The organism is Paenibacillus mucilaginosus 3016 (assembly GCF_000250655.1).
Classification (GTDB): Bacteria; Bacillota; Bacilli; order Paenibacillales; family NBRC-103111; genus Paenibacillus_G; species Paenibacillus_G mucilaginosus.
The window spans coordinates 1,570,149-1,595,087 of sequence record NC_016935.1 but is presented as its reverse complement, the minus strand read 5'-3'; the positions used below and the strand labels follow the sequence as shown (position 1 = coordinate 1,595,087).

Below are 24,939 nucleotides of genomic sequence, written 5' to 3'. Positions count from 1 at the left end.
CGTTGTTCAGTTTTCAAAGGGCAATCTCGACTTCGTCCGCCATGTTTTTCAGCGGCGAGAATCAATGTAGCATATTTCATCTCATTATGCAACCTACTAATGTTACCCAATCTAAGGATGACCCGAAAGACCAGCACTAGAAGATTTCATCGGCGGCTTTTTGCCGCGAGATGTAATCTACCATATTGTTTACAATAAATCAAGAATTAATTTTGACTACAAATCATCTTGATCTCATGTAACCCGGGTGCTTATGTGTGTCCCGGGAAAGTAATATATCACGGGTTTCTTCCGAATGCAAGACATAGCACCTGACGAATGCTGGAAGTACACGGTGTGGAGAGTCCCGCTGAATTGACACCGTAAAAACCGACGGACAGGAAAGGGATGAAGCCGTAAAAGACTCCATCCCCTTAAGAAGGCTATTCCGACGGCTCTTCTTCCAGCTTCTCATAAGCGGCATCAACCAATTCATCGAAAAAATCATCATCTTTCTCAAGCTTATCTTCTATGATAAGGATCTCTTCTTCCGGTCCGGACTCTTTGGCAAATATGAGGCTGTAATCCCAATCAATACCCCGCTTGCTGAAAAGAGCGAGCTCATACGGCTGCTTATGTTCCCCGTAATGGAACTGCACATACCCTCTATAGCCATCCTCCTTGCTGTGTGTCATGGCGGCTTCTATTACACGGATTTGCAATGGTCTGCACCCCTCTGGTTCAAAATGTCTATACTGCGCATTATAACACACCTGCTGGTGAATTACGGAAGAGCACAGAAGAAGCGACAGTACAATTCCCATAATTTTGTAGACAGTATGTCTTTGACCTGCTATAGTTATACTACAAATTCAATATGGATCGGTTCTCTTCCAGCGAAGCACGCTGTTCACACTTTGTGACCAGTGTGCTTTTTTGCATTTCAGGCACCCTTCCATCTAAGGAGAATCCCAATTGAAAACCTCTGTATCCACGCTGCTCCTGATTCTTGCTGCCGTTTCCCTAACCGCCTGCGGATCCAAAGGCAACCCCGGATCGCTTGAGCTTAAACCGGGCACCTATCCCGTCATGTCGGCGAAATACGAAATCCCAGATGATGACTATGAACTGACTTTGAAAGACCACGGCGAGTACGATATTGCATTTGCCGACCTGTATATCGTCATGGATCCTTCACGGACGGCCAGCACACTTGAGATCACCCAGGACTCCCGTAACATCCTGTACCTCTCTCATCCAAGAGACTTGGTAAGAGAAAAGGAGAAGAAAGAAAAAAAGAGCGCTAAAGCCAAGCCTGCACAACCAGCTTCAACGGGCTCGTCTTCCTCTTCCCAGTCCCCTGTGAAGGCCGACAAAAAGGAGGAGAAAAAGTAAAAAGCGGCCGGTGGCCGCCTCTTCTAACCTATCAATATGTCATTATAGCAATCAGGCTCCGAAGGTGATCCGGATATCGATGACCTCCGAGCGGCTGCCGAGCCGGATCGGAGGCCCCCACGTGCCGAAGCCGGATGAGACGATGGCATGCATCCGGTCTTTGAGCAGGTATCCCCAATCCAGTTCAAAAATACGCCGCGTGATCAGATGATTCGGAGCCATCTGTCCCCTGTGCGTATGGCCCGAGAGCATGAGATCGACGCCTGCCGCGGCCGCTTTATCCAGCTGATAAGGCTGGTGATCCATCAGGATAACCGGCTTGCTTTTATCAAGAGCAGAAGTTAAAGCGTCAACGGCTTTCCGTCCGCCCGGTTCCATCGATTCCGCCGTGCGGTCCTTACGTCCGACCAAATAAACGCCTTCTTCTATTAGTACATGCTCGTCCTGCAGGACACGAATATTGATCGCAGCAAGCTCCTTAACGAGCTGGGGGACATGCCCTCCGTAATAATCATGGTTGCCGAGCACGGCGTAAACGCCCAGCGGCGCTTTCAGCTTCGCAAGCCCTCCGGACATGTTCTCCCTGACAAAAGGCTCGATATCATCATCAATGATATCGCCCGGAAGCAGGATGAGTTCCGGATTCAGCTCCTCCATGACTTTCTGAAGGCGGCCGAGGTGCCGGTTTCCGACGATCGTCCCGAGGTGAATATCCGAGGCGACTGCCACGTGCAGGCTCTGCCTCCCGGCGCCGCTCTTCGGAATATGGATATCGTATCGCCGGACAATCGGATTCCACGCATTGTAGGAGCCCCAGATCAGAAGCGCAATCAGAAGTATGAAAACAATCGTGCCGAGCAGCTCCAACACATCCGCTGTCGGCATACCTCCAGCTCTCAGAATCACCGAGGCCAAATCAGCCAGGGGGAGCAGCAGCACCGAGTATTCGATGACACCGAACCAGATCGAGCCAATCTGTCTCAGAATTCGACCCACGGATCTTCCTACGAAACGGGCGCCGGTTCTGCCAATCAGATAGGAGAAGGCAACGATCCAAAAGAGGACCCAATAGACAGCGGGATTGCCAAGATCGAGCATATAAGAAAGGTACATCCACAAGTGGTAGCCTATATAATAGTTGAGCGCCGCAAAGATCAGAATAAACAGCGCCAGCATGGGAATCATTCTTGCTCTCATCACAGGCCTCCAAAATAGTTGAATCTTACAACCATTGCTCGAGATTTACTATAGCGTACGGAATTCCGCTCCGTCAAATAACTTGAAAATGTAGTTAAGGGGTACCGCTCAAGGAAGAAAGAACGAATGGAGCGGGAAGCCGCTCCTCTTGAAAATAACTGCAAAAACACCTGAAAATATGGAAAACCACATTTACAGGTGTTTCTGTGGCACAGACGAGGGTCTTACAGGCTCTGAGGCTGCAGCAGACGGCTCTCCATGCTCTGTTTTACGTCCTTCAGGAGCTGGACGGAGGCGTCAATCTCCACCTTCCGGGTCGATACGCTTTCGACGCTGCATCCGATCGGAATTCCTTTTTCCAGGCCGAAGTCCATGAGCTCCTCCATGATCTTCAGAGTCAGCCGGACGGACTTGTCCAAAATGTCGTTGGAATGCATAAGATCGTTCTCAAGCCACTTCGGTACGCTGATCCCGAGCCACTTCATGAATTCAAGCGTCTTCAGAGACCCGCAGGGGGTCAGGTTGAACAGAATCGGAACCATCTCCAGCCCCTGTTCCTGGCACGTATAGTAGTATTCGGACAGCACATTCTTGGAAGCTTCCACATCATAGGTCGCTTGGGAGACGAAGAATTGGCAGCCGCTGTTCATCTTGCTGATCATCCGGAGATGCTCGTCCTTCCTCGTCAGGTGCCTCTCAGGAATGACTACTCCGCCGAAATGGAGGGTATCATTCAAATGGCGGCTCAATTCATAGGCCTGCGGCAGACTAAGTCTGACCTCCTGCTTGCTGGAGGAAGCGCCGACATAGACAGAGAACCGGTCTTGTCCCGGATCGGAGGAGATCCATCCGGAAAGCTCGCTCTCCGAATATTTGCCTACGCTTCGATAAATGATATGGGGGACGGTTAAGGGCCCTAGATACTCCTTGCTGTATGTAGTGGGGTCTACGGTGCTCAAATAAGGAAACGGCCGTTCCTGATCGATCCGGTCCGCTTCATCCTGAATGTCATATATGATCAAGCCGTCAATCCCGATATCGGCTATGCGGTCAATCTGTTTCTTCGCAATCTCCGCGATCTTCTCGGGCGGATGATTTTGTTTCGGGGGCGTTATGCCGTAGGTGATGATCCCCGGCTTTCTTCCTTGTATCTTCTCTTTGAGCATCTGCTGACCTCCGCTTCCGGGCGGCTCGTGCCGCTGTTCATGGTATTTTTCATACTAAACAGGGGGGGATAATAAGTCAATAGAGAAGATACAAAGAGTTCAGCCGCTTACATAAGCCCGCTCAGCCCTGAAAGCTGCCGGGCCATCTCCATCTGCTGTTGCGTGATCCGGATCAGCCTCTCGACAGACTCCTTCGGCTGCTGAAGCCCATCACTCACGCGGTGATCCTCTGCCGATGCCTTATGGATCAGCTTGGGCACCTCCCACACGGAGCGGATGGCGCAGGATGCCAGAAACCCCATGCGGGGAAGCCGTTCGTCGCCTCTCCAACCGGCATCACGGAGGCCGTCCAGATACCATTCGAAAAAGAGCTCGCCATACCGGCCAAAGTCGGAAACCGGAATCTGACCCTTGGTCATTGTGAGGCCAAAAAAGCGGCCCAGATCCTCCCCTATGCCTGACAAGCTGGCAAACTGCCAATCGAGCGCCGTCAGTCCGAGAGGCGACTGATCCGATGGGCTGCGGAGCAGGATGAGGTTATTTTTATAATAATCCTGGTGTGCAAAAGTACGGGGAAGCCGCCCGAGCGCATCTACCCACCGGTCGATGGTCTGCGAGAAGTCTTGATAGGTCTTAAGGAGCTGTCCGAGTCCGTACAGCTTCACAGCCGAATCCGCAGCTTCCGGCGAAACGGCCGGCTGGTGAAGACGGCTCTGCCGAACCCAGGACTTCAGCCAAGCCCGGTTCAGCCACGTATGGTCCGGAAGCGGCTCACCGGTCAGGTACGCCCCTTGGAAGCGGCCGAGCTGGCGCGCGGCAAAAGCGAATTCTGCCTCTCCCCACGGCGCACCGTCGTCCGCAATATCCTCCAGCCACAGCCAGACCGAGCCGTCGTCCTTCTCCTCCGTCCCATAGCACAGGGGTGTACTCAACCCGCCCGGCAGCGATTCCAGAAGACCCGAGCCGTAGACCAACGCTTCCCTGCGCCAGTAGTTATAATGTGCCGAATCGTCACGGGCCCGGTCGGGGCGGATCATTTTGACAACGACGGACCAGGGAATCGGCCCCGCCGAAGTCTCCGACCATCCCTCCACCCGGAACACGCCGTCCGTCACAAAGTTCCCGTCCAGCGAGCCCATGGGATGGCAGGTCCAGGAACCGATCGTTCCGCCGCACTCTCCGGTCAGTCTGCTTACGGTGCGCTCCAACAAGGACTCGTCGAGTCCGAACACTTTGTCTGCCATCGTCGTTCCACTCATGCTCCACGCTCCTGTACCCATTTTTGCACCCTACACTACACAGTTGTCTGTCCTATCCAACACCTATCATGTCAGACGACTCATCCCGCCCGAAAGGTGCAAAAATCGGTAAAAAAATACAAATTGATTATTGAATTTATAAATAATTTGTAAAAAAACGAAGCGTCTGCATGTGGATGGCTAAACGGCAAACAGACGATCTTCGTAAAGACCGTCTGCTTAAATGCACCAAATTTCGTCCCGGAGAGAGCTCTGCTGAAATTCAGTTCGTCGCGGCTCAACCAGCCTCGTGTGAGTACAGGCAGGGACAGAGCATTCCTTACTCCCACTTTCCGCCTTCCACGATGATATCGTTCGGATTCGTTTCGGGTCCGAGCTCATCTTTGACATACTTGTTATAAAGCTCGAGCAGGTATTTCTCCCGGCCCAGCTTCTCAAGCTCCTGATTCACCCAATCTCGAAGCTCCGTATTGCCTTTCTTGACTGCGGGTGCCAGCGGCGCCTCCTTCTCCAGCTTCTCCGGAAGGACCGTAAAGCCGGGATTCTTGCGGGCCCAGGAGAACAGAATAATATTATCCTGGGCATAGGCCACACCGCGCCCGTCCTTGAGCGCCTGCAGCGACTCCGTATTCTTGTCGAACTTCACGAGCTCGACATCGGGACGGTTCTTCGTCAGAAAGATATCGGCTGTAGTCCCCTTCGTGACAATCACCTTCTTACCCTTGAGGTCGGCGAGACTCCGGATGCCCGCATCCTGCTTGACGAGCACCTGTGTGGCGACCTTCAGGTTCGGGTTGGTGAAGTCCACAGCCTTCTTCCGCTCCTCGGTCACCGTCATGTTGGCCACGATCAGGTCCACCTTGTCACTCTGCAGATACGGGATACGCGAGGCCGGTTCCACGGTGACGAACTCAATCTTCGACTCGTCGCCGAGCAGATCCTTGGCAAAGCGCCGGGCAAGTTCGTTCTCAAAGCCCGTAGGGCTGCCCTTCTCATCGACCGTGCCAAACGGCGGCTTATCGGTAAATACGCCGACCACCAGCTTGCCGCGGTCCCTGATCTTCTGTATGTAGCTGCTCCCTTCCGTCTTGGAAGAGGCAGGGGCCGCCGTGCTCGGAGCCGAAGCCGGCGCACTCCCGCCCCCCTGACCGCCGCACCCCGCGAGCAGTCCCATGATGATGACGAGTCCCGCTGACAGCCACCGGGTTCCTTTTTTCATTACGCAATCATCCTCTCCATGATTCTACCGTCAAAAATTGATCCAAAAACCGCCGGGCCCGCTCCGTCTGCGGCTTCGCGAAAAATGCCGCCGGATCCCCCGCCTCGGCGATGACCCCCTCATCCATAAAAACGACCCTGTCGGCCACGGCCCGTGCAAACCCCATCTCGTGTGTGACGATCGCCATCGTCATCCCCTGCCGGGCCAAGCCAAGCATCACCTCCAGCACTTCCTTGACCATCTCGGGATCCAGCGCGGCCGTGACTTCATCAAAGAGCATCACCTCCGGGTTCATGCACAGAGCCCGGACGATGGCGATACGCTGCTGCTGCCCGCCGGACAGCTGCCGGGGGAAGGCGTGCCTTTTCGCCGAGAGGCCTACGCGCTCCAGCAGCCGCTCCGCCTGAGCCTCTGCTTCCTCCCGGGTGCGGCGCTGCACCTTGAGCGGGCCGAGCAGAATGTTATCCATCACATTCAAGTGAGGGAAAAGCTCGTACCGCTGAAACACCATGCCGATCTTCTGGCGGACCTCCCGCCAGGGAGCGCCCCGGGCCAATTCACTGCCCCGAAAGCGAAACGTGCCGGAATCGGCGGGCTCCAGCCCGTTCAGGCAGCGGAGCAGAGTGCTTTTGCCGCAGCCGCTCGGCCCCAGGATCACGATCACCTCCCCTTGGTGCACGTCCAGGTCCACCCCGCGCAGCACTTCCTGCCCGTCGAAGGACTTGCGGAGCCCCTGCAGCTCTATGATCGGTTCCATACCGGACCTCCTCCCTTCCTATGGCATAAGACCTCAGCCGTCTTTGGAATCAACCCTGCGGGTTCCATCGCAGCTCCAGCCGGCGCGACAAAGCGGACAGCGGATAGCACAGCACAAAATAAAACAGGAACAAAGCGCTGTAGATTAGGAGAGATTCCCCCGTACGTTCAATGATCTGCTGACCGGCTTTGATCGCCTCCGTTACCCCGATGAGAACCGTAAGCGACGTCGTCTTGATGAGCCTTGTACAGACATTGATGCCGGGAGGAAGCATCCGCCGGACCGCGGCCGGCAGCAGAACATACATCAGAAGCTGACGCTCGCTGAGGCCAATGGCCCGGCCTGCCTCGCGCTGTCCCTTCGGCAGAGACTGGAGGGCCCCGCGGACCACCTCGCCCATTTCGGTAATGCCCCACAAGGACAGAACAAGCACCGCACACTGGAAGCTCGGGATGTTCAATCCGAAGAAAATCGGCAGCCCGAAGAAGAAAAAGAAGAGCCAGACGAGGATCGGCACGGCACGGAACAGCTCCAAATAAGTGCGCAGCGCAAAGCGGAGCAGCGGCAGCCGGGAGGTCCTCAGAGCACCGTACACCAGCCCTCCCGCCGCGCTGAACGCGATGCTCGAGAGGGCAATCCCCGCGGTGTACAGAGCTCCCCTGCCAAGCTGCGGGAGGGACTGCAGCAGCAGATCAATGTCCGAACTGCCCATGGCGCAGCCTCCTCTCCACCCAGTCCAGCAGGAAGGACAGCGGCAGGAAAATCAACAGATACAGCACGGTCATCATTAGAAGCATTTCGTAGGTACGGTATTCGAGAGCGATAAAGTTCGTAGTCGTATACAAAATCTCGGGAACGGCGACAGCGGACGCCACCGTCGTTTCTTTCAGAAGAAAAATATAATTGCTGAAGAGCGCCGGGATGGTGATCCGCATGGCCTGCGGCAGCACCACATGGCGCAGCAGCTGCCGGCGGGACAGTCCGAGAGCAAGACCCGATTCCATCTGTCCCTTGGACACGGCCTCCACACCGGAGCGGATGACTTCGGTCAAATAGCCTCCGCCGAGAAACGTCATGGCCGCAACGGCCGTTACGTAACCCGACAGCCGGATGCCTACGGAAGGCAGCGCAAAGTAGAGAAAGAACAGCTGGATGAGCAGCGGCGTATTCCGGGCCGCCTCCACATACACTCTCACCGCCTGCCGAAGCACCGGTATGCGGAAAAAGAGGATGGCGGCGTTCAGCAGCCCTGCTGCCGTGGACAGAAGAATCGCCGCGCCGGCCACTTGAAAGGTCACTGCCGCGCCCTTCCAGAAGGCAGGGAGCTTCTCCAGCATATAAGCGGTATCGATCGTCATGACGGGAGCGCATCCTCCGGCTGAAGTACGGGGGCATTCACTGGTATCGTCTCCGGATACTTGATGCCCATGCCCGTATTCAGGACGACCACCCGCTCCCCGTCCCGAATCCATCCGCTCTCGCGCAGTTTCCGGGCCGCTGCGAAGGCAGCTGCGCCTTCAGGGCAGACGAATGCGCCTTCCAGCGATGCCGCCAGACGCTGCTCGCTCAGCAGGGCTTCGTCTTCCACTGCGACAGCGCAGCCGCCGGTGGCGTAAACGGCCTCCAGCACGAGGAAGTCGCCGAGCGCCTTCGGCACATTAATGCCGAAGGCGGCCGTACCGGAGTTCGGCCAGAACTCCGAGCGGGAGGCTCCTTCCTGCCAGGCCTTCACGATGGGCGCGCAGCCTGCCGCCTGAACGGCCACCAGCCGGGGCAGCGGCCCTTCGATCCAGCCGAGCTCCAGCAGCTCGCTGAGCGCTTTGTAGATGCCGATGAGACCGACGCCGCCTCCGGTCGGATAGAGAATGACGTCCGGCAGAGTCCAGCCGAACTGCTCGGCGATCTCGATGCCCATCGTCTTTTTGCCTTCGATGCGGTAGGGCTCCTTAAGGGTAGAGGCATCATAGATGCCGCCGGAGGCGATCTTACCGGCCACGAGCCGTCCGGCGTCGCTGATCAGCCCGTTGACGAGGTAGAGGTCGGCTCCGGAAGCGGCGCATTCGCCCCGCGTAATCATCGGCGCATCGACCGGCATGACGACCGACGCCCGGATGCCCGCGCGGGCCGCGTACAGGGACCAGGCCGCCCCGGCATTGCCGTTCGTCGGCATGGCGAACTGCCGGACCCCCAGCTCCTTCGCCTTCGACAGGCCGACGGTCGCCCCCCTGGCCTTGAATGAGCCGGTAGGGATGATCCCCTCGTCTTTCATATAAAGATGGGGGAGGTCATACGCCGCCCCGAGCCTGGGCAGGGGGAGTAGCGGGGTCATTCCTTCCCCAAGCGTGACCACGTTCTCCGGACGCTCTACCGGAAGCAGTTCATGGTAGCGCCAAAGACTGGTCTCTCTTCCCTCCAGTTCGGGCCGGGGCAGAACCTGCCTCAGCGCCTCCAAATCGTAGCGGGCGAGCAGCGGAGAACCGCATCCGCACAGCTGCCGCACTTCCGAGCCCGAGAAGATCAGTCCGCATTGGGGACACTGCAGATGAGAGAAGTAACTGTAACGGGACATGAAGAACACCTTCCATTCTTTGTAAACCAAATAAATAGCCCCCATCTCTTCCGCTGTGTGCAGCCTGGGCTGCAGATGCAAAAAGAAACGGGAGCCTCCGTTCGTACGGTCAACTCTTTGGGGATGAAAGAAAAATCTGTACCCATCTTATTCCATATAAACATAGCTGTCAACTCGGATTTTAATGTGGGCATATGGCTGGGGCTGCCCATCCCTATGTAAGGCGCTTGCCATACCCGAATGACAAATAAATGTAATAATGGAGAAAAAAGAACAATTCAGAGCAAGACAAAGCACATCTGTTTTTGATACCGTTTTCATGAAAGGAGGTGCAAGCCCCGCTCTACCCTGCTCTTAGGCTTATGCGCCTAAAGGCCATCCAAACATTCTCATGCAAAGGTTGTGAATTTGATGAATCCATGGAAAAAACTCCGCTTCCCTTTACTCGCTGCCGCCCTCTTTGCCTTTTTGCCCGGGAGTCCATCTCCTGCCGAGGCTGCCACGCAGCCTGCGGACGCCATCGTCGTCGACAAGAATGGAACCGGCGCCTATAAGACGGTCCAAGCCGCCATCAATTCGATTCCCGACAGCAGCACGACCACCCGTACCATCTTCATCAAGAACGGCACCTACAATGAAAAGATCAACATCCCCTCGACCAAGCCCAACATTACCCTGCTCGGGGAAAGCACGCTCGGGACCATCCTGACCTACAACGACACCTCCTCCACGGCGGGCAGCACTACGAACAGCGCAAGCACCATGGTGCGGGCGAACAACTTCCAGGCCAGGGACATCACGTTCCGCAATACGGCAGGGCCTACTGCGGGACAGGCGGTAGCTCTCTATGTATCCGGCGACCGGGCGGTCTTCAAGAACATCAGAGCCACCGGCTATCAGGATACCCTGTATGCGACGGGAACGGGACGGCAGTACTACTATAACAGCCAGATTGAAGGCACGGTCGATTTTATTTTCGGCTCGGCCACAGCGGTATTCGAGAACTGCGAGATCCGCAGCCTCGGTACGGGCTTCGTTACGGCGGCTTCGACGGACCAGTCGAAAAAATACGGGTATGTCTTTTTGAACTCGAGACTGACCAAAAACGGGGCGGGCAATCAAACCGTGTATCTCGGCAGGCCTTGGAGACCTTACTCCGCAGTAACCTACATCAACACGGCGATGGACTCCCACATCCGTCCCGAAGGCTGGAACAACTGGGGCAATACGGCCAATGAAGCGACTACCCGCTATTATGAATACGGGAGCACGGGAGCCGGAGCCAACCCTACGGCGCGGGTGAGCTGGGCCAAGACGCTGACCGCCGGGCAAGCAAATGCGATCACCGCGAAGACTGTGCTGGCCGGATCGGACGGCTGGGATCCTACGAAGTAAGGGATTCGGGACTAGGGACCGGCGGATCGTGCAGTCTGCGCGGACTTGCGGGCACCACAGGGTCGTGCCGACCGCGCAGACATGCAGGGTATCGCAGATAGTACCGTGCGGGTGACAAAAGCCGATTCCAATGAATGCGCGCCACAAAGGCTCTGAGAAGGTTCGAAGGGCGGGAGTGCTGAGGCGGGAGATTCGAAGCTGGTGTGCCGAATCTGGTGAGCCGAGGCCGGTTTGCCCAGGCTGCCTGGGATGAAATCTCCGAAGGCCGACGGGTATTCAGCGCGCGCAATGCAAAAAGCCCTTGACGCTTCAGTGAAGCGACAAGGGCTTTTTGGTGATGCAATCCCTCTGAAGATTCGAGACGGTCTCCGCCTCCGCTCTACCGCAGGCCCTCCAACGCTTCGAACGGCTCCGCCCCCCTCTCCGAGAAGGCGGCGACCCCCACGCGGGAATCGGCCATGCCGTAATACAGCAGCCATACGCCACGGTGATGCACCAGTCCTTCGCCGAAGACGACGAAGTCGATCTGCCCCCGCACTTCGTCCGACGTGCTCGGATCGAATACCGAATGCGTCGTCCGCCGGAGCAGTCGGCGGGGATCGTCGAGGGCGAACATGGCCTGGCCCATGCTGTAGTAGGGCTTGCCACTGTCACCTCCCTCCGCCGTAATCAGCCGGGCTCCGTTGTAGAGCAGCACGATGCCTTCTTCCGTAAGGACCGGGGCGGGGCCCGGCTCGATCAGATGGCTGTCGAAGGCGGCAGGGTCGGCGCTTCGCCGGAGCACGGGCTCCGGCTCGGACTCCCAGCGGATGCCGTCGTCCGAGAAGGCGATCCAGATGTCGGTATCGCCGAAGTACATCACATACCGGCCGTTCACTTTCGCCGGCACGATGGCTCCGGATTTGGTCCACTGGTAGGTCTCTCCGTCGTCAAACTGGGGAAAGAGCAGCCCGTGTTTATCCCAATGAAAAAGGTCCGTGGAGGTGGCCAGACACAGCCGTGCGGTTATTCCGTCGAAAGCCGTATAGGTCAGATAATAGGTTCCGTCCACGAAGCTGATCCTCGGATCCTCGCAGCCCCCCGGCAGCTCGTAAGGCTCCGTCGGAGAGAGAACCGGCTCCGGATGCCGTTCGAACGTCAGGCCGTCCCGGCTCCAGGCCAGACCGATCCGGGAGGTGCCGTTCCACACGCCCTCCCCCGTATGATCCTCCGCCCGGTACAAGAGATACACCAGGCCGTCTTTCACGATCGCAGCCGGGTTGAACACGTCCTTAGCTTCCCATGAGGAGCCCTGGGGCAGGAGAATCGGGTTGCGGGGGAACTTCGAGAAGGGCCCGATCGGAAATGGCAGCGAGGTTCGTTCCATCCGCACTCACCTCCTCTCTTCCACTTGAGGCCAGGAGCGCTTCGGTCAGCAGGTAGGCCAGCGTCGACTCCGCGCCCCGGTTGGCATTCGGCCCCGCTGGCGTCAAGCCGTCACAGCAGCTGCCATCTAGCGGATCGGCCAGCGGCACACGGCCGTCGTTCTCCCCGTGGAACCACTGCCGGCAGCGCTGCGCGGTCTCCCGATAGGCGGGCTCCTGCAGCAGACGGCAGGCTTCCAGCGAGGCGAGGGCAAGCTTCAGCACCTCGAGCGGCTGCTGATCCCAGAGCGCCTGCGAACGGCGGTCGCACCAGCCCCGGTTGCCCACCGGCCGGATCCAGCCCTGCGGCGAGGTCATCCGATTCGTCAGAAAGTCCAGTGTCCGGCGGGCGGTATCCACGGCCTCGGCGTTCCCCGTGACGCCGTAAGAACGGAACAGGGCCCACGGCAGGATGCCGTTGCCGTAGGTCAGCTGCGGCTCGAACCAGAGCCACCGCGCATCCGACGCCTTCCGGAAGGCGCCGAGCAGCCGCCCCTCCAGATCGCGGACGAGCGATCCGAGCCCTTCGGCGGACAGCGGACCGGAGGCCGGCGCCTGCTCTCTCCAGGCGGGGCTGCGCTCCAGCAGGCAGCAGGCCGACAGCGCGTAGGCCCAGCCCCGCGGAGCGCTCATCCGAGGCAGGTGCTCCGCCGCCTGCCTCAGCATCTCCCCTGCCGGCAGCCGCAGTTCCGCTTCGGGCAGGCGGGTCCAGGCCAGCGCCAGCGCCCATACCGTCCGCCCCAGACAATCGTCGGAGGGCACCTCCGGCTCAGGGCGACGGTCGTAGCTGAAGTTGTTATGAAACAGCCCGTCCCCCCGCTGTGCCCAAAGCAGGAACGACAGGTACCGGTCGGTGAGCCGGCGCAGAACCGAAGCGTGCTCCGGGTCTGGCGCGGCTCCCAGCCATTCCACACAGGCCCACAGCGCCCGGGCGTTATCGTCTGTCGTGTACCCTTCGCGCCGGCGGGGGATCCGGCCGAGCGCATGCTCCAGCAGCCCGGTGTCATCCGTCATCCGTTCGAGATGTGTGAGAGAAACCCATGGTTCCTGCATGCAGCGGTCCCTCCCCGGCTTACGTCGCCTGCCGCACGGGCAGCTCTTCGGCCGCTTCGCGGAACAGCTCCAGGTGCTCCCGGCCGACCTGCGGCCAGCGCATGCCCGCTCCGATCTCCTCGATCGTCTGCTCCCACTGCTGCAGGGAGCCGGGCTCCGTCAGCAGCTTGACGATCCGGGAGCTCCACTGCGCTTCGTCGCCGTAAGGGATCAGGAGCTCGCCGTGCGGCTGCAGCAGGTCGCGGGCGTAGCTGTACGGGGTGCTGAGCACCGGCCGCCCGAGTCCTACCGCGTACGCCAATGTACCGCTGGTAATCTGCTCCATCCCCGGGTAAGGGGTGAGATACAGATCGCAGGCCATGAGGTGCCGGACAAGCTCCGGCTCGTCCAGATAGCGGTCGATCATGACGACGTGCCCGCCGAGTCCAAGCGAATGAACCAGCTCCTGCAGCTCCTCGCGGTACGCTTCGCCCTCGTGCCTCCGGACCTCGGGATGCGTCTGTCCCACTATCGCATACAGCGTCTCCGGCACCTCCCGGACGACCGCCGGCAGAGCGCGCAGCACCATCTCAAGCCCCTTGCCCCGGCCCAGCAGACCGAAGGTCATGAGCACCTTCCGGTCCGTCCAGCCGGCTTCCCGGCGGAATGTCTCCCGGGCCCCCTGCAGCGGAACCGGCGTACCATGGGGAATGAAGCGAATCCGGCTCTCCGGCACGCCGAACGCCTTCTGCAGATATCCGACGGCCCTCTGGTTCATCACGACGATCCGGTCGCTGCGCTCCGCGAGCTCCTGCTGGATGGAGCGGTAAGGCTCCTGAGGGTGCTCGAAGACGGTGTGGAAGGTCGTCACCAGCGGCTTGTCCAGATGCCGCACGAACTCAAGCACATGCCGGCCGGCCTCCCCGCCGAAGATCCCGAACTCGTGCTGCAGGGATACGACGGAGACGTCGCTGTTGTTCAGCTTCTCCGCCGCCTTCCGGTAAGCGGCCTTCTCTCCCTTGGCCAGCAGCCAGACCGCAGGGTCGGCGGCGGGCAGCGTATCAGCCGCATCGGTGACCGCGAGAACCGGGTCCACGCCCTTCCAGCCCTTGGCGGCGCGGATGCTCTGCCTCAGATGATGCGTGTAGGTGGCAAGTCCGCATTTTTTGGGAATGTAGGTGCTGAGATAGGCGATCCGGCTCATGCCTGCTCCCCTCCTTTGGCAGGAAAAATCAACGTATCCGCCCAATACGCCGAGGGCATCCAATAGCCTCCGGCCGCCCGGTGAAGCAGCCGCCGCAGCCGCCGCTTGTACGTTCTTCTCCCGGCACTTCCGCCGCCGGATTCCCGGCCTCCCGTTTGCGTCAGCGCATAAGTCCATGACATGGTTTTCATCACGAAGATCCCTCCATTCCAAGATTCGAAATGGCGGCACCGCCGCCTGCCTTCTGCCGCTTCCGACATCCACTGCTCCAGCCGACTCAGTCACTGCAGGCTGCGCGCCGGACGAACAGCCTGTCCGGCCTTCCGGGTGGAGGCTGCACCTCCCTCTCCGTTTAGCACTCCTCTGCACTGACTGCTAATATTAATATAAAAATGACCCTTGATTCTGATCAAGGGCCATTATCGGCGATAACAGGCTATGAACGGCGATTATCCAGGGATGCTTCGCCTATTTTGGGGAATTTTAGCTTTTTTCTCCGCCGCTCATCCTTCCGCTCCGCGTGCTGCTGCTGCGGCCGACAGCCGTCCCCGCATGCCGTAATACGCGATACCCGCACCGTAAATCACCGCCACGACCAGCCACAGCGGAACGTTCCAGCCGAAGAGCGGAAGATCGGTTGTCAGCAGGCTGTAGCGCACGACGCAGTAGAGAAAAAGCAGGCCTAGGGCAAGGGCGACCGCCGGAACCACGGGATAGGCGACCCGAAACGGGCGCTCGAGTCCCGGCTCCCTGCGGCGCAGCAGGAACAGCGAGACCATGCTGAGGCAGTACATGAGCACCGCCCCGAAGACGGAGAGGAGAATCAGCGCATTGGCAAAAGCGGCCGAACCGGCGCACACCACACCGATCGCGCCGGGCAGCAGCAGCCCCCAAACCGGCACGCCCCGGCCGTTCAGCCTGGACAAAAACGCCGGCAGATAGCCTTCCCGCGCCAGCGCATAGGTCTGTCGGGAATAGCCGATGATGATCCCGTGCAGACTGGCGATCAGGCCGAACAGGCCGATGACCGCAACGGCGACGGTGATCCAGCTGCCCTCCCCGTAAACGGTGCTCAGCGCCTGCGGCAGCGGGTAGTCCGCCGGGGTGCCGCTGCCTCCGCCCAGTCCCGCGGTGACGAACAAGGTCAGCACGGTGGCAATGCCCAGCGTCACGATCCCCCAGATGAAGCCCCGCGGAATGTCCCGCTTCGGGTCCCGCACCTCTTCAGCCGCCATGGCTCCCCCTTCGATGGCCAGGAAGAACCAGATGGCATAGGGAACCGCAGCCAGCATGCCGCCTATGCCGCCGATGAACGCATCGCCGCCTCCCCACAGGCTGCGCGTATCGACATGGGGCAGCCCGGCCGCATAGAACAGGGCCAGCCCCGCCAGTGCGATGACCGTGGCGATGAGCTCGATCAGCGCCGCCCCTTTCATCCCGATAAGATTGATCAGAATGAAGAACAGGAATACACCCGTCGTCACGTATACGGGATCCGCCGCCGGAATCAGAAAGTGGACATACGCCCCCGTGGACACCGCTATGGCCGGAGGGGCGAAGACGAATTCGAGCAGGCAGGCAATCCCCGTCATGAAGCCCGCGAAGGGGCCCATGGCTCTCGCCGCGTAAGCGGAAGGCCCTCCCGCCTTCGGAATCGAAGTGGACAGCTCCGCATAGCTGAAGATGAAGCAGGCGAAGAACACTGTAACGAGCAGGGAGGCTGCCGTCATGCCCATGACGCCGCCCTGGGGGAACCCGTAGTTCCATCCGAAATACTGGCCGGAGATGACCATCCCTACGGCAATGGCCCACAAATGAACCGGCCGCAGCGTTTTGTGAAGCGTCTCGCTGCCCATGCGACCACCTCTTTTCGCTTAGTAGGATTCAAACGATCAGACCGACTCCGCTCACACCCTGATCCACCATCTTCCGCAGCAGGCTCCCGATATGCGCTCCCGCCTCGACCGGCGGCGTTCCGCCCCGGTGAATGTTCGAGATCACCATCCGGTCGGCGTCCCTGCACCCCGGCTGCGGCCGGTAGCACATATAGGCGCTCAGGGACGAGGCGGTGACCAGCCCCGGCCGTTCGCCGATGAGCAATACCAGCGTTAAGGGCTCCAGGATCCGCCCGATCTCATCCATGCAGCCCACGCGCCCGCCCCGCACGAAAAATGGAGTACCCGCCTGCAGCCCATACGCTTCAAGCGAATCCAGCAGGGAGGGAAGCACATCGCCGAGATTGTCTTCCACGGCCTTTGCACTCAGCCCGTCGGAGACGACAACCTGCACCTGGGGCTGCGGCACACAGTTCTTCCGTATCGCCGCCTCCGCTTCGGCGGTCAGCTGCCTCCCCCAGTCGGGGCGCTTCAGGTACGTTTCCTTCGTCGCTCCCCCAACCTCACCGTAGACCGCATCCACGGCTTCCGCATGATCGAGCCGCAGCTTCAGCATGGCCTCCGTGGTCGGCCGCGTCCCCGTCCGCCCTCCTCCAAGCCGGGCCGGTGTGCGGGCCAGGAGCTCCGTGAAGATTCTCTTTTGCAGCTCCCGCCGCTGTTCTTCCTCTGTCATCGTCCCCGCCTCCCCTCATTAAAAGGCAAACCGCGACCCGTCCCCCGCCGCCGGGGTCAGTCTCCCGTCCGCCATGAGGCCCATCCGTTCCATCCAGGCCTCGAACGCAGGGGCCGGCCGGCGCCCGAGTACCTCCCGCAGCGACGCAATATCGTGATAGCTCAGCGATTGGTAGTTCAGCATGCAGTCATCGGCCATCGGCACGCCGATCACGAAGTTCACGCCCGCCGCCCCCAGCAGCACGCCCAGCGCCTCCATGTCGTTCTGGTCCGCTTTCATATGATTCGTATAACAAATGTCTACTCCCATGGGGAGTCCGTGCAGCTTGCCCATAAAATGGTCCTCAAGCCCGGCGCGGATCACCTGCTTGCTGTCATACAAATACTCCGGGCCGATAAAACCGACGACCGTGTTGACGATAAACGGTTGGAAGCGCCTGGCCAGTCCGTAGCACCGGGCCTCGAGCGTCACCTGATCGATCCCCGCGTGGGCCCCCGACGAGAGCTCGGAGCCCTGCCCCGTCTCGAAATACCAGCGGTTCGGGCCGCCGGCGGTCCCCCGTTCCCGGATCAGCGCATCAGCCTCCTCCAGCAGGGCGGCCGAAATGCCGAATCCCCGGTTGCCTTCCTCCGTCCCCGCGAGGCTCTGGAACAGCATATCGGCCGGCGCTCCTCCTTCCACGGCCCTCATCTGCGTCGTCACATGTGCCAGCACGCAGTTCTGCGTCGGGATCGACCAGCGGTCGATCGTTTCCTTCACCGCCTGGAGCAGGTCAGCGGTCGTCCGGGTCGAATCACTGACGGGGTTGATCCCGATGACGGCATCCCCCACGCCATAGCTCAGCGCCTCGAACAGCGCAGCCTTCATCCCGCCGATCCGGTCCGTCGGATGATTCGGCTGGGCGCGGGAGGCCAGCGTCCCGCTCTGTCCGATGGACGTACGGCACGTGGTCACCACTTGGATCCGGCCGGCGGCCTGGATCAGGTCCATGTTCGACATCAGCTTGCATACGGCCGCAATCATCTCGCTGGTCAGTCCCTTGGCCGTATGAAGCATCGCGGCACCGGTCGTGTCCGTACGCAGCAGGTACTCCCTCAGCTCTCCCACGGTCCAGCTTTTCACTTCCCGGTAAACGTCCTCGTCTACGCCTTCTTCAATAAGGCGGGACACCTCATCACATTCCGGCGGAAGCAGCGGATGCCCGCGGATATACTCCAGCGTCGTGTCCGCCAGCACGAATTTGGCGGCGATCCGCTCGGTCAGATCCCGGGCCGCAATACCCGCCAGGGCATCGCCCGACCGCTCCTCGTTGGCCTTGGCCATCACTTCCTTCAGGTCCGCGAATTCGTACGCCCTTCCCCGCAGAACCGTTCCCAGCCTCATTCGCGCCCACCTTCCTTCCCGGGGGCGGGGTCCGTCCCGCCGCCCTCCAGCTGAAAAATCAACGTCCTGCGCACCACCGGCACCAGCTCCTCCCCAAGCGGCAGTCCGATGTCGAGGTAATCGCCTTCCTCCGGCCTGAGCTGATCCAGACACACCATCCGCAGACCTGCGTCCTTGGACCGCCGGGCCAGCTGCTGGCCGAGCGCCTTGGCCATATCGCTCTCGCAGACGACCAGGAGAACCGAGGCGTCCGGAGCGGCCGAGGCATAGGCCCCGGTCACTTCTGCCGCCAACCGCTGCAGGCGCCTGTAGGAGCAGCAGTCCCCGCGCAGCACAAGCGCGAAGGGCGGGTCGGCCGGCACGGCGCCGTACAGCGAAGCTCCCCGCTTCACAGCCGCCTGCAGGGATTGCCGGAGCCCGGCGGCATCCTCCGCTTCGGAGGCATGCTCCTCCGGCAGCCCGCAGACCACAGCCGGTACGCCCCGAAGCGGCAGTGCCCCGGCGTCCAGGTACATCGTGGCCCCGCTGAGCTCGGTTGTCTGGGTGCCGACCCCGATCACGGTGGCCCGCTCCTGCTGTTCAGCGGGACGCAGAGGCACAGGACACGCGAGAGCTTCCTCCCGCAGCATGGCGGCCAGCAGCGGTCCGATGTCCCCATAGCGTGCGGTCTCCTGCAGCGATGCGGGCGGGTCAGCCCTCATCAAGGCGCCGACCCCGCCGGAGATCCAGATCTCCTCCGGCACCGGCAGCTCCTTGTGCGGCTCCGGCCTGGAGACGAGAAGCGCCTCGATGCCCCCGACTGCAGGCTGCCCGTGCGGTCCGCCGATGTAAGCGACCAATCCGGCAGCCATCCGGCGGCAGATCTCCCGCAGAGCCGGGAAGTCCAGCCGCCCGCCGGCCCGTAAGGCTCCTGCCCCCTCAGGCTCCAGCCACCGCCGCAGCGGCTCTGCCGCATACAGGACCTCGCCGTCCGCCCCAAGGCGGATTAATCTTCCCCCGATATGCAGGGTTGCCGAAGCCGTCAGCTCGCCGCTCCGGAACCAGGCCGCGTTGGCCGTCCCGCCTCCGATGTCGACATTGACGACCATTTTTCCCGTCCGCCGTGAATAGTCGGCTGCTCCCGACCCTCTGCCGGCCAGCAGCGCCTCCAAGTCCGCTCCCGCCGCGGCGGCAACGAAAGTGCCCGCTCCCCGTGCAAGCCTCCCAATCAGCTCCCCCGCATTGGTCTTGGCCGCCGTCTCCCCCGTAATGATTACCGCCCCGGAATGGATCCCTTCCGGTGTGATGCCCGCCCGGCCGTACTCCGCAGCCATCAGCCGGATAAGAGCCTCGGCGTCGATCTCGCTGCCGTGCTTCAGCGGCGTCGGATAAAGCTCGGACGCGTATCGGATTACCCGGTCCGTAATCGCCACGCGCGGCAGCGCACCATCCCCGGAGCTCCGGACCACCTTGAGGCCGGACAGAATCCACTTGGTCGTGCTTGTGCCGAGGTCGATGCCCACGCTCGTAATCCACCGTTCCTCCATACCTTCCTCCTGATGGGAACCGACCTTGTAACAAAAAAAGGCGCTTGAAGTTAGATCCTGTCTCTACATTCCGCAGAAAACGGTTCTTCCTCAATACGCCGGCCCTGATGCAAACGCCATATTTCGTGTTATGTAATATTACATGCATCTTTCGAATTTCATTCATTTTAATTCGTAACCGAATATTGCGTCAATATCTGTTACACGAAAAAGTGCTTGATTTCCATTTATTCATGGTATATTATGGATTCTACACCAAGCTATACGAACATGTGTTTGTAATTTTATGGCGAAGGAGAGAACATGATGCCGCAAAATGGGGAAATTTATACGTATCGTGCCGGCAGGAAGATCGCCCTGACCAAGGAACCCGACCAATTCGTCGTCCGTGCCCTGCCCGGCGAAATTCAGCGGGAGATCGGGATCCCGGATGCCACGCAGGTATCCGCTTCTTCCTCCCGCGTCGTGACGGACCGGGAAGAGCTGGAGCCCCTGATGACCCAGGCCCGGCACCTCGCGCCGACCCACCATGTCTACCGTGTGGCCGATACGCAGAAAGAATTTCTTGTCACCGACCGGATCATTGTTTCCTTCCATGAACCTCTGCCGTCTGAAGAAGTCGGCGCTTTCGCGGGCCGCTACGGCCTGTTCGTCCTCGAATCCTACAGCGACCGGGATTATCTCTTCCAGCTCACCGACCAGACGGGCATGAACCCGGTCAAGCTGGTGGTGAAGCTGACCGAGCAGGAGCCTCTTGTGGCCTCCGCCGAGCACGACCTCAACTATGTAATGAACAAATACCAGGAGCTGGTTCCAAGCGACCCTTCGTATCTTAAGCAGTGGCATCTGCACTCCCGCTCCGGGGAGCCTGCTTTCGATCCGCGGGCCACTTCCCGGTGCGAGGAAGCCTGGCAGCTCCTCGGGCATCACGGAAGCCCCGATATCGTCGTCGGCGTCACGGATGACGGCTGCCGGCTGGATCATCCCGATTTTGACTCGCCGGACAAGTTCGCCGGCTGGGGGTACTTCCGCGGCCCGCGTCTGTACACAAATAAAGATGTGGATGCAGACCCGGCGAGCATGTACGAGGCAGGCTCGGACCATGGAACCTCATGCGCGGGAGTCATCGGCGCCGAAGCCGATGCTCTGCTGACGGTCGGAGCCGCCCCAGGCTGCCGGCTGCTGCCCATCAAGTGGGAGTCGAGCGGCCCCTCGCTATTCATCAGCGATTCCAAGCTGCTGCGCGCCCTGAATTACGTTCAGGATAAAGTGGACATCCTCTCCAACTCCTGGGGCGGTGTGCCGGTGACCCTGTGGCCGGAGGTCGTCATCCGCCGCATCAGGGAGCTGGCTCTTACCGGTGGCCGACGCGGGAGGGGGATCCTCTTCCTGTGGGCTGCCGGGAACGAGAACTGCCCCATCCACCATACGGCTGACCAGGATGTCCCGTATACGAGCGGCGTCAGCTTCAGACCGGACGGATCTCTCGTCTGGGTCGGCGTAGAGAAGACCCGCGTCTTCAGCAACAACCTGGTCGGCATCCCCGGCGTTATGCACGTAGCGGCATTGGCCAGCACGGCGCAGCGCAGCCATTATTCGAACTATGGAACGGGAATCTCCGTCTGCGCGCCGACTAACAATGTGCATGAATATTACCGCGTGCCGGTGCAGGGGCTTGGCATTACGACAACGGAGGGCCAGGGCGTGACCGACCGGTTCGGCGGAACGTCCAGCGCCACGCCCCTGGCGGCCGGCATCGCTGCGCTCGTGCTGTCCGCCAATCCCGCGCTGAGCGCGCTGGAGCTCGCTTCCCTCCTAAAGCGGACTGCTTCGAAGGAACTGAACCTGGAGGGGTATCCCAAGACGCCGCCCGCCAGCTTTGATCCGGATCCGTCCTGGGACGTCTCTCCCATTGCCCCCTTCGACAAGGGCGACTTCCAGGATATCGGCGATCCCGACGGTACCTGGAGCCCCTGGTTCGGGCACGGGAAGACCGATGCCCGGGCAGCCGTAGAGGAGGCGCTCAAGATCCGGGAGTCCGTGCCGGGAAGCGGCGGACTGGATGAAGAGAGGCTGAGGGCTTAGGAACCGTGTTCCCATCTCCTCTAATCCACCGCCATTAGTTGAACCCAGCCTCATTGGTTGGACTGTGCTGCTCCGATGGATGCCGGACAAGCACAGTCCCATTACATAGATCCACTGCCGCTTCATCAGCCCCTCTCCTTTACCAAGCCGCCCGGGATCAGCCTCGGTCCAGGGCGGCCCCCGATAGAGGTCCCCTTATAAGATCATATCTTCTGTCTCTCCCCGAAATGCAGAAAGACTGGCGGGTCACCCCGCCAGTCTGCCGCACGCTGCGCCAGCAGCACTACTTTTGCTATTCATAACGGAACGGATGGACAGCCCTGCACCGCAGCTGAACTCCAGCAGCAGCTTTGTATGCTTCCTGAATTGGAGACGATCGCTGATCGTACCATTGCACGAACACCGGATAGGAGGCGGTAATGGCTTCCACGCAAAAGGCTGAACTTAACCCGCGCAATGGGATGCGGGCTTCGCTTGCTGAAAGCAGTCTCTTCGTGTTCCTGTGATCCATCTGGTTCATTCAGAAGCCGTTTTGTACCGCGTCCTGTGCTGCTTGTGCACATCGCCGCTCTTTCCATTGCACGTAAGCCGGATAGAAGGCGGTAATGGCTTCCACGCAAAGTAAGACTTCACCCAGCTGCAATGGGATCGCATGCTTTGCAACCAGTTTCCCCATACCCGGGTCACCCTCTGCTGCATCCGGCAGCAGCTTTGTTCCGCATACTGTATATGCGGCAGACCGTCGTCTCTTCGTACGGCCGCAGCCCCCTTAGCCGCTACAGCCGAGCCACCTTCCAAAAGGAGCCCTTCGGCTGATGGTTCCTATCGAAGAGGAACGGCCAGTTCTTGCGGCTCCTCACCGGAAAATGATCGAGCCACGTATAATCGTCGGCGGCTCCCCAGAACGTCACGGAGGTGATGACCCCGCTGTACTCCCGCAGCAGACCGAAGATCTCTTCGTACCTGCGCTCCTGGGCTTCCAGCATCTCGGCCGTCGGCTCCAGCAGGTCCGTCCGCTTGTCGTCCCACTCGAATACCGACACGTCGAGCTCCGTGATATGCAGCTGCAGGTCCAGCGAGGCATACAGCTCCACCGCCGCCCGGATCTCGTCCGCGGACGGGCGCTGCAGGCTCCAGTGGCCCTGCATGCCCATGCCGTGGACCGGTGTTCCCTGCTCCTTCAGGGACTTCAGCAGCCGGTGGATGCGGTCCCTTTTGTCCGGATGGCACTCGTTGTAATCGTTGTAGAACAGAAGCGCATCCCGGTCCGCCTCATGCGCATACTCGAACGCCCTGCGGATGAATTCCTCTCCCGCCGTCTCCAGCCACTTCGACGGGCGCAGAAGCTGCGGCCCCTCGTCCGATACCGCCTCGTTGACGACGTCCCACACCTTGATGCGGTCCTTATAACGGCCGACTACGGCACCGATATGGTCCTTCATCCGCTGAAGCACGAGGTCCCTGCCGGCTGGCTGTCCCTGGCCGTCCACGAACATCCAATCGGGCGTCTGGTTGTGCCAGGCGAGCGTATGCCCGCGCATCTGCATCCCATGCTCTTCAGCAAACCGGGCGATCCGGTCCGCGTCTTCGAACGTGAACCGTCCTTCCTCCGGCTGGACGGAGACCGGCTTCATCTCGTTCTCCGCCGTAAGGCTGCCATAGTGCGCCGCCAGCAGCTCCTTCTGCGTTACGATCGTCTGCGGACTCACCGCCGCACCGATTGCAAACCGGTCCGCATATACCTCCTTCAGAGAGGGAATCACGGTGATCTGATCCTGCCGCCTCTGCTCCATTGCATGCCCAACCCCTTTGTTGTAAATGTGATTACCTATGGCCGTACTCTGAGTACTGTCATCGGAACCGTGAATCAGCCCTTTACGCCGCCTACCGTCAGCCCTTTGACAAAATACTTCTGCAGGAACGGATAGACCAGGATGATCGGCACGCTCGCGATGATGGTCATCGTCGCCCGGATCGAGGTCGGGGTCACGAACGTAACATTCCCCTGTGCCGAAGCGAACTGGTCCGCCGCCGAAGTGGCGGAGGTGTTCGTCGTCTGCAGAATCTTCTGCAGCTCATACTGCAGGGTGCTCAGGTTCTCGTTCGACGAGTTGTAGAGGAAGACGTCGAACCAGGAATTCCACTGGCCTACGGCGACGAACAGGGACACGGTGGCCAGTGCCGGGATCGTCAGCGGCAGCACGATCTGCAGGAAGGTGGCGAATTCGCCTGCGCCGTCAATCCGTGCGGATTCCAGCAATCCCTCCGGCAGCCCTTCGATGAAGGAACGGATGACAATCAGATTGAATACGCCGATCACCGCGGGAAGAATGTAGACCCAGAATGAATTCGTAAGGCCGAGGCCCTTGATCAGCAGATAGCCCGGAATCAGGCCGCCGCTGAAGTACATTGTGAAGATGAACGCCACCGACATGAATTTGCGAAGGACAAAATCCGGACGGGTCAGCGTGTAGGCCAGCATGGCCGTGCAGAAGACCGAGATCACGGTGCCGAGCACGGTCCGCAGGACGGAGATCAGTGTAGCCTGATAGACCGATGCTTCACTGAAGATGTAGTTGTAATTCTCCAGCGTCCACATGCGGGGCCACAGGTATATGCCTCCGCGGATCGAGTCGTTCGCATCGTTGAACGAAACGGCCAGCATGTTCACGAACGGATACAGCGTGACGATCATCAGACACACCATAAAGATGATATTGCATACATCGAACACTTTGTCCGGCAGGCTCTTGTATCTTGCTCCGGAAGCCGATGGTTCGCTCATGGGTTTCTACCTCCTTG

23 protein-coding genes are annotated in these 24,939 nt (G+C 60.0%); 3 read left to right on the top strand and 20 right to left on the bottom strand.

The window, feature by feature from the left end:
* Positions 1-422 precede the first annotated feature (422 nt).
* Positions 423-701, bottom strand: coding sequence for a hypothetical protein (locus PM3016_RS07090; RefSeq protein WP_014368927.1), 279 nt, complete (start codon positions 699-701; stop codon positions 423-425).
* A gap of 253 nt (positions 702-954) precedes the next feature.
* On the opposite strand from PM3016_RS07090, the gene PM3016_RS07085 reads away from it, so the two are divergent.
* Positions 955-1,374 carry an LptM family lipoprotein gene (locus PM3016_RS07085; RefSeq protein ID WP_014368926.1) on the top strand — a complete coding sequence of 140 codons (420 nt, stop codon included), beginning with the start codon at positions 955-957 and terminating at the stop codon, positions 1,372-1,374.
* A 51-nt stretch (positions 1,375-1,425) separates the two neighbouring features.
* Here the strand turns inward: PM3016_RS07085 and PM3016_RS07080 are convergent, their stop codons facing one another.
* The 8 genes from PM3016_RS07080 to PM3016_RS07045 all read right to left on the bottom strand — a co-directional run bounded on the left by PM3016_RS07080 (position 1,426) and on the right by PM3016_RS07045 (position 9,541).
* Positions 1,426-2,571, bottom strand: coding sequence for a metallophosphoesterase (locus PM3016_RS07080; RefSeq protein ID WP_014368925.1), 1,146 nt, complete (start codon positions 2,569-2,571; stop codon positions 1,426-1,428).
* A 224-nt stretch (positions 2,572-2,795) separates the two neighbouring features.
* Entirely contained in the window at positions 2,796-3,737 is a 942-nt protein-coding gene (locus tag PM3016_RS07075) for a methylenetetrahydrofolate reductase (protein ID WP_014368924.1), read from the bottom strand.
* A gap of 107 nt (positions 3,738-3,844) precedes the next feature.
* Positions 3,845-4,996: an aminoglycoside phosphotransferase family protein gene (locus PM3016_RS07070; protein WP_014368923.1), complete on the bottom strand. Its 1,152-nt coding sequence runs from the start codon at positions 4,994-4,996 to the stop codon at positions 3,845-3,847.
* Between the two features lie 319 nt (positions 4,997-5,315).
* On the bottom strand, positions 5,316-6,215 hold the full coding sequence (locus PM3016_RS07065) for a transporter substrate-binding domain-containing protein (protein WP_014368922.1): 900 nt from the start codon (positions 6,213-6,215) through the stop codon (positions 5,316-5,318).
* A 7-nt stretch (positions 6,216-6,222) separates the two neighbouring features.
* Complete coding sequence (locus PM3016_RS07060) at positions 6,223-6,972, bottom strand: amino acid ABC transporter ATP-binding protein (protein ID WP_013917211.1); 750 nt, start codon at positions 6,970-6,972, stop codon at positions 6,223-6,225.
* Between the two features lie 49 nt (positions 6,973-7,021).
* Entirely contained in the window at positions 7,022-7,684 is a 663-nt protein-coding gene (locus tag PM3016_RS07055; protein WP_013917210.1) for an amino acid ABC transporter permease, read from the bottom strand.
* Positions 7,665-8,330: an amino acid ABC transporter permease gene (locus PM3016_RS07050; protein ID WP_013917209.1), complete on the bottom strand. Its 666-nt coding sequence runs from the start codon at positions 8,328-8,330 to the stop codon at positions 7,665-7,667. The genes PM3016_RS07055 and PM3016_RS07050 overlap by 20 nt, the downstream gene beginning before the upstream one ends.
* Complete coding sequence (locus tag PM3016_RS07045; protein WP_041617873.1) at positions 8,327-9,541, bottom strand: threonine synthase; 1,215 nt, start codon at positions 9,539-9,541, stop codon at positions 8,327-8,329. The genes PM3016_RS07050 and PM3016_RS07045 overlap by 4 nt, the downstream gene beginning before the upstream one ends.
* Positions 9,542-9,952: 411 nt before the next feature.
* Here PM3016_RS07045 and PM3016_RS07040 point away from each other — a divergent pair, with 411 nt between their 5' ends.
* Complete coding sequence (locus PM3016_RS07040; RefSeq protein WP_014368921.1) at positions 9,953-10,936, top strand: pectinesterase family protein; 984 nt, start codon at positions 9,953-9,955, stop codon at positions 10,934-10,936.
* A 379-nt stretch (positions 10,937-11,315) separates the two neighbouring features.
* Here PM3016_RS07040 and PM3016_RS07035 read toward each other — a convergent pair whose 3' ends face one another.
* The 8 genes from PM3016_RS07035 to PM3016_RS07000 form a co-directional block, all read right to left on the bottom strand.
* Positions 11,316-12,302, bottom strand: coding sequence for a glycoside hydrolase family 130 protein (locus PM3016_RS07035; RefSeq protein WP_238540464.1), 987 nt, complete (start codon positions 12,300-12,302; stop codon positions 11,316-11,318).
* Positions 12,208-13,392: a glycosyl transferase gene (locus PM3016_RS07030; protein WP_014368919.1), complete on the bottom strand. Its 1,185-nt coding sequence runs from the start codon at positions 13,390-13,392 to the stop codon at positions 12,208-12,210. Before PM3016_RS07030 ends, PM3016_RS07035 begins: the two co-directional genes overlap by 95 nt.
* Before the next feature lie 19 nt (positions 13,393-13,411).
* The gene (locus tag PM3016_RS07025) at positions 13,412-14,575 is read right to left on the bottom strand and encodes a glycosyltransferase (RefSeq protein WP_014368918.1); all 1,164 of its coding nucleotides are present in this window, start codon (positions 14,573-14,575) and stop codon (positions 13,412-13,414) included.
* On the bottom strand, positions 14,572-14,769 hold the full coding sequence (locus PM3016_RS07020) for a hypothetical protein (RefSeq protein WP_236628745.1): 198 nt from the start codon (positions 14,767-14,769) through the stop codon (positions 14,572-14,574). The genes PM3016_RS07025 and PM3016_RS07020 overlap by 4 nt, the downstream gene beginning before the upstream one ends.
* A gap of 309 nt (positions 14,770-15,078) precedes the next feature.
* A complete protein-coding gene (gene eat, locus PM3016_RS07015; RefSeq protein WP_014368916.1) occupies positions 15,079-16,431 on the bottom strand; it encodes an ethanolamine permease in 1,353 nt (450 codons plus the stop codon).
* A 28-nt stretch (positions 16,432-16,459) separates the two neighbouring features.
* Positions 16,460-17,143, bottom strand: coding sequence for an ethanolamine ammonia-lyase subunit EutC (locus PM3016_RS07010; RefSeq protein ID WP_014368915.1), 684 nt, complete (start codon positions 17,141-17,143; stop codon positions 16,460-16,462).
* Positions 17,144-17,161: 18 nt separating this feature from the next.
* Positions 17,162-18,526, bottom strand: a complete 1,365-nt coding sequence (locus PM3016_RS07005) for an ethanolamine ammonia-lyase subunit EutB (RefSeq protein ID WP_014368914.1) — start codon at positions 18,524-18,526, stop codon at positions 17,162-17,164.
* Positions 18,523-20,052 carry an ethanolamine ammonia-lyase reactivating factor EutA gene (locus tag PM3016_RS07000; RefSeq protein ID WP_014368913.1) on the bottom strand — a complete coding sequence of 510 codons (1,530 nt, stop codon included), beginning with the start codon at positions 20,050-20,052 and terminating at the stop codon, positions 18,523-18,525. The genes PM3016_RS07005 and PM3016_RS07000 overlap by 4 nt, the downstream gene beginning before the upstream one ends.
* A 303-nt stretch (positions 20,053-20,355) precedes the next feature.
* Here PM3016_RS07000 and PM3016_RS06995 point away from each other — a divergent pair, with 303 nt between their 5' ends.
* Positions 20,356-22,137, top strand: a complete 1,782-nt coding sequence (locus PM3016_RS06995; RefSeq protein ID WP_014368912.1) for a S8 family serine peptidase — start codon at positions 20,356-20,358, stop codon at positions 22,135-22,137.
* Between the two features lie 520 nt (positions 22,138-22,657).
* On the opposite strand, the gene PM3016_RS38475 is transcribed toward PM3016_RS06995, so the two are convergent.
* The 3 genes from PM3016_RS38475 to PM3016_RS06985 form a co-directional block, all read right to left on the bottom strand.
* Complete coding sequence (locus PM3016_RS38475) at positions 22,658-22,813, bottom strand: hypothetical protein (protein ID WP_187297996.1); 156 nt, start codon at positions 22,811-22,813, stop codon at positions 22,658-22,660.
* 100 nt (positions 22,814-22,913) lie between these two features.
* Positions 22,914-23,930 carry an endo-1,4-beta-xylanase gene (locus PM3016_RS06990; RefSeq protein ID WP_014368911.1) on the bottom strand — a complete coding sequence of 339 codons (1,017 nt, stop codon included), beginning with the start codon at positions 23,928-23,930 and terminating at the stop codon, positions 22,914-22,916.
* Between the two features lie 74 nt (positions 23,931-24,004).
* A complete protein-coding gene (locus tag PM3016_RS06985; RefSeq protein WP_013917194.1) occupies positions 24,005-24,922 on the bottom strand; it encodes a carbohydrate ABC transporter permease in 918 nt (305 codons plus the stop codon).
* Positions 24,923-24,939: the final 17 nt, after the last annotated feature.

Bases quoted from the DNA above. Each gene is read 5' to 3' on its own strand.
- PM3016_RS07005 (WP_014368914.1), bottom strand. From the start codon at position 18,526: ATGAGGCTGGGAACGGTTCTGCGGGGAAGGGCGTACGAATTCGCGGAC.
- PM3016_RS07075 (WP_014368924.1), bottom strand. From the start codon at position 3,737: ATGCTCAAAGAGAAGATACAAGGAAGAAAGCCGGGGATCATCACCTAC.
- PM3016_RS07025 (WP_014368918.1), bottom strand. From the start codon at position 14,575: ATGAGCCGGATCGCCTATCTCAGCACCTACATTCCCAAAAAATGCGGA.
- PM3016_RS07070 (WP_014368923.1), bottom strand. From the start codon at position 4,996: ATGAGTGGAACGACGATGGCAGACAAAGTGTTCGGACTCGACGAGTCC.
- PM3016_RS07065 (WP_014368922.1), bottom strand. From the start codon at position 6,215: ATGAAAAAAGGAACCCGGTGGCTGTCAGCGGGACTCGTCATCATCATG.
- PM3016_RS07000 (WP_014368913.1), bottom strand. From the start codon at position 20,052: ATGGAGGAACGGTGGATTACGAGCGTGGGCATCGACCTCGGCACAAGC.
- PM3016_RS06985 (WP_013917194.1), bottom strand. From the start codon at position 24,922: ATGAGCGAACCATCGGCTTCCGGAGCAAGATACAAGAGCCTGCCGGAC.
- eat (WP_014368916.1), bottom strand. From the start codon at position 16,431: ATGGGCAGCGAGACGCTTCACAAAACGCTGCGGCCGGTTCATTTGTGG.
- PM3016_RS07080 (WP_014368925.1), bottom strand. From the start codon at position 2,571: ATGAGAGCAAGAATGATTCCCATGCTGGCGCTGTTTATTCTGATCTTT.
- PM3016_RS07055 (WP_013917210.1), bottom strand. From the start codon at position 7,684: ATGGGCAGTTCGGACATTGATCTGCTGCTGCAGTCCCTCCCGCAGCTT.
- PM3016_RS07010 (WP_014368915.1), bottom strand. From the start codon at position 17,143: ATGACAGAGGAAGAACAGCGGCGGGAGCTGCAAAAGAGAATCTTCACG.
- PM3016_RS07030 (WP_014368919.1), bottom strand. From the start codon at position 13,392: ATGCAGGAACCATGGGTTTCTCTCACACATCTCGAACGGATGACGGAT.
- PM3016_RS07035 (WP_238540464.1), bottom strand. From the start codon at position 12,302: ATGGAACGAACCTCGCTGCCATTTCCGATCGGGCCCTTCTCGAAGTTC.
- PM3016_RS38475 (WP_187297996.1), bottom strand. From the start codon at position 22,813: ATGGGGAAACTGGTTGCAAAGCATGCGATCCCATTGCAGCTGGGTGAA.
- PM3016_RS06990 (WP_014368911.1), bottom strand. From the start codon at position 23,930: ATGGAGCAGAGGCGGCAGGATCAGATCACCGTGATTCCCTCTCTGAAG.
- PM3016_RS06995 (WP_014368912.1), top strand. From the start codon at position 20,356: ATGATGCCGCAAAATGGGGAAATTTATACGTATCGTGCCGGCAGGAAG.
- PM3016_RS07060 (WP_013917211.1), bottom strand. From the start codon at position 6,972: ATGGAACCGATCATAGAGCTGCAGGGGCTCCGCAAGTCCTTCGACGGG.
- PM3016_RS07045 (WP_041617873.1), bottom strand. From the start codon at position 9,541: ATGTCCCGTTACAGTTACTTCTCTCATCTGCAGTGTCCCCAATGCGGA.
- PM3016_RS07040 (WP_014368921.1), top strand. From the start codon at position 9,953: ATGAATCCATGGAAAAAACTCCGCTTCCCTTTACTCGCTGCCGCCCTC.
- PM3016_RS07050 (WP_013917209.1), bottom strand. From the start codon at position 8,330: ATGACGATCGATACCGCTTATATGCTGGAGAAGCTCCCTGCCTTCTGG.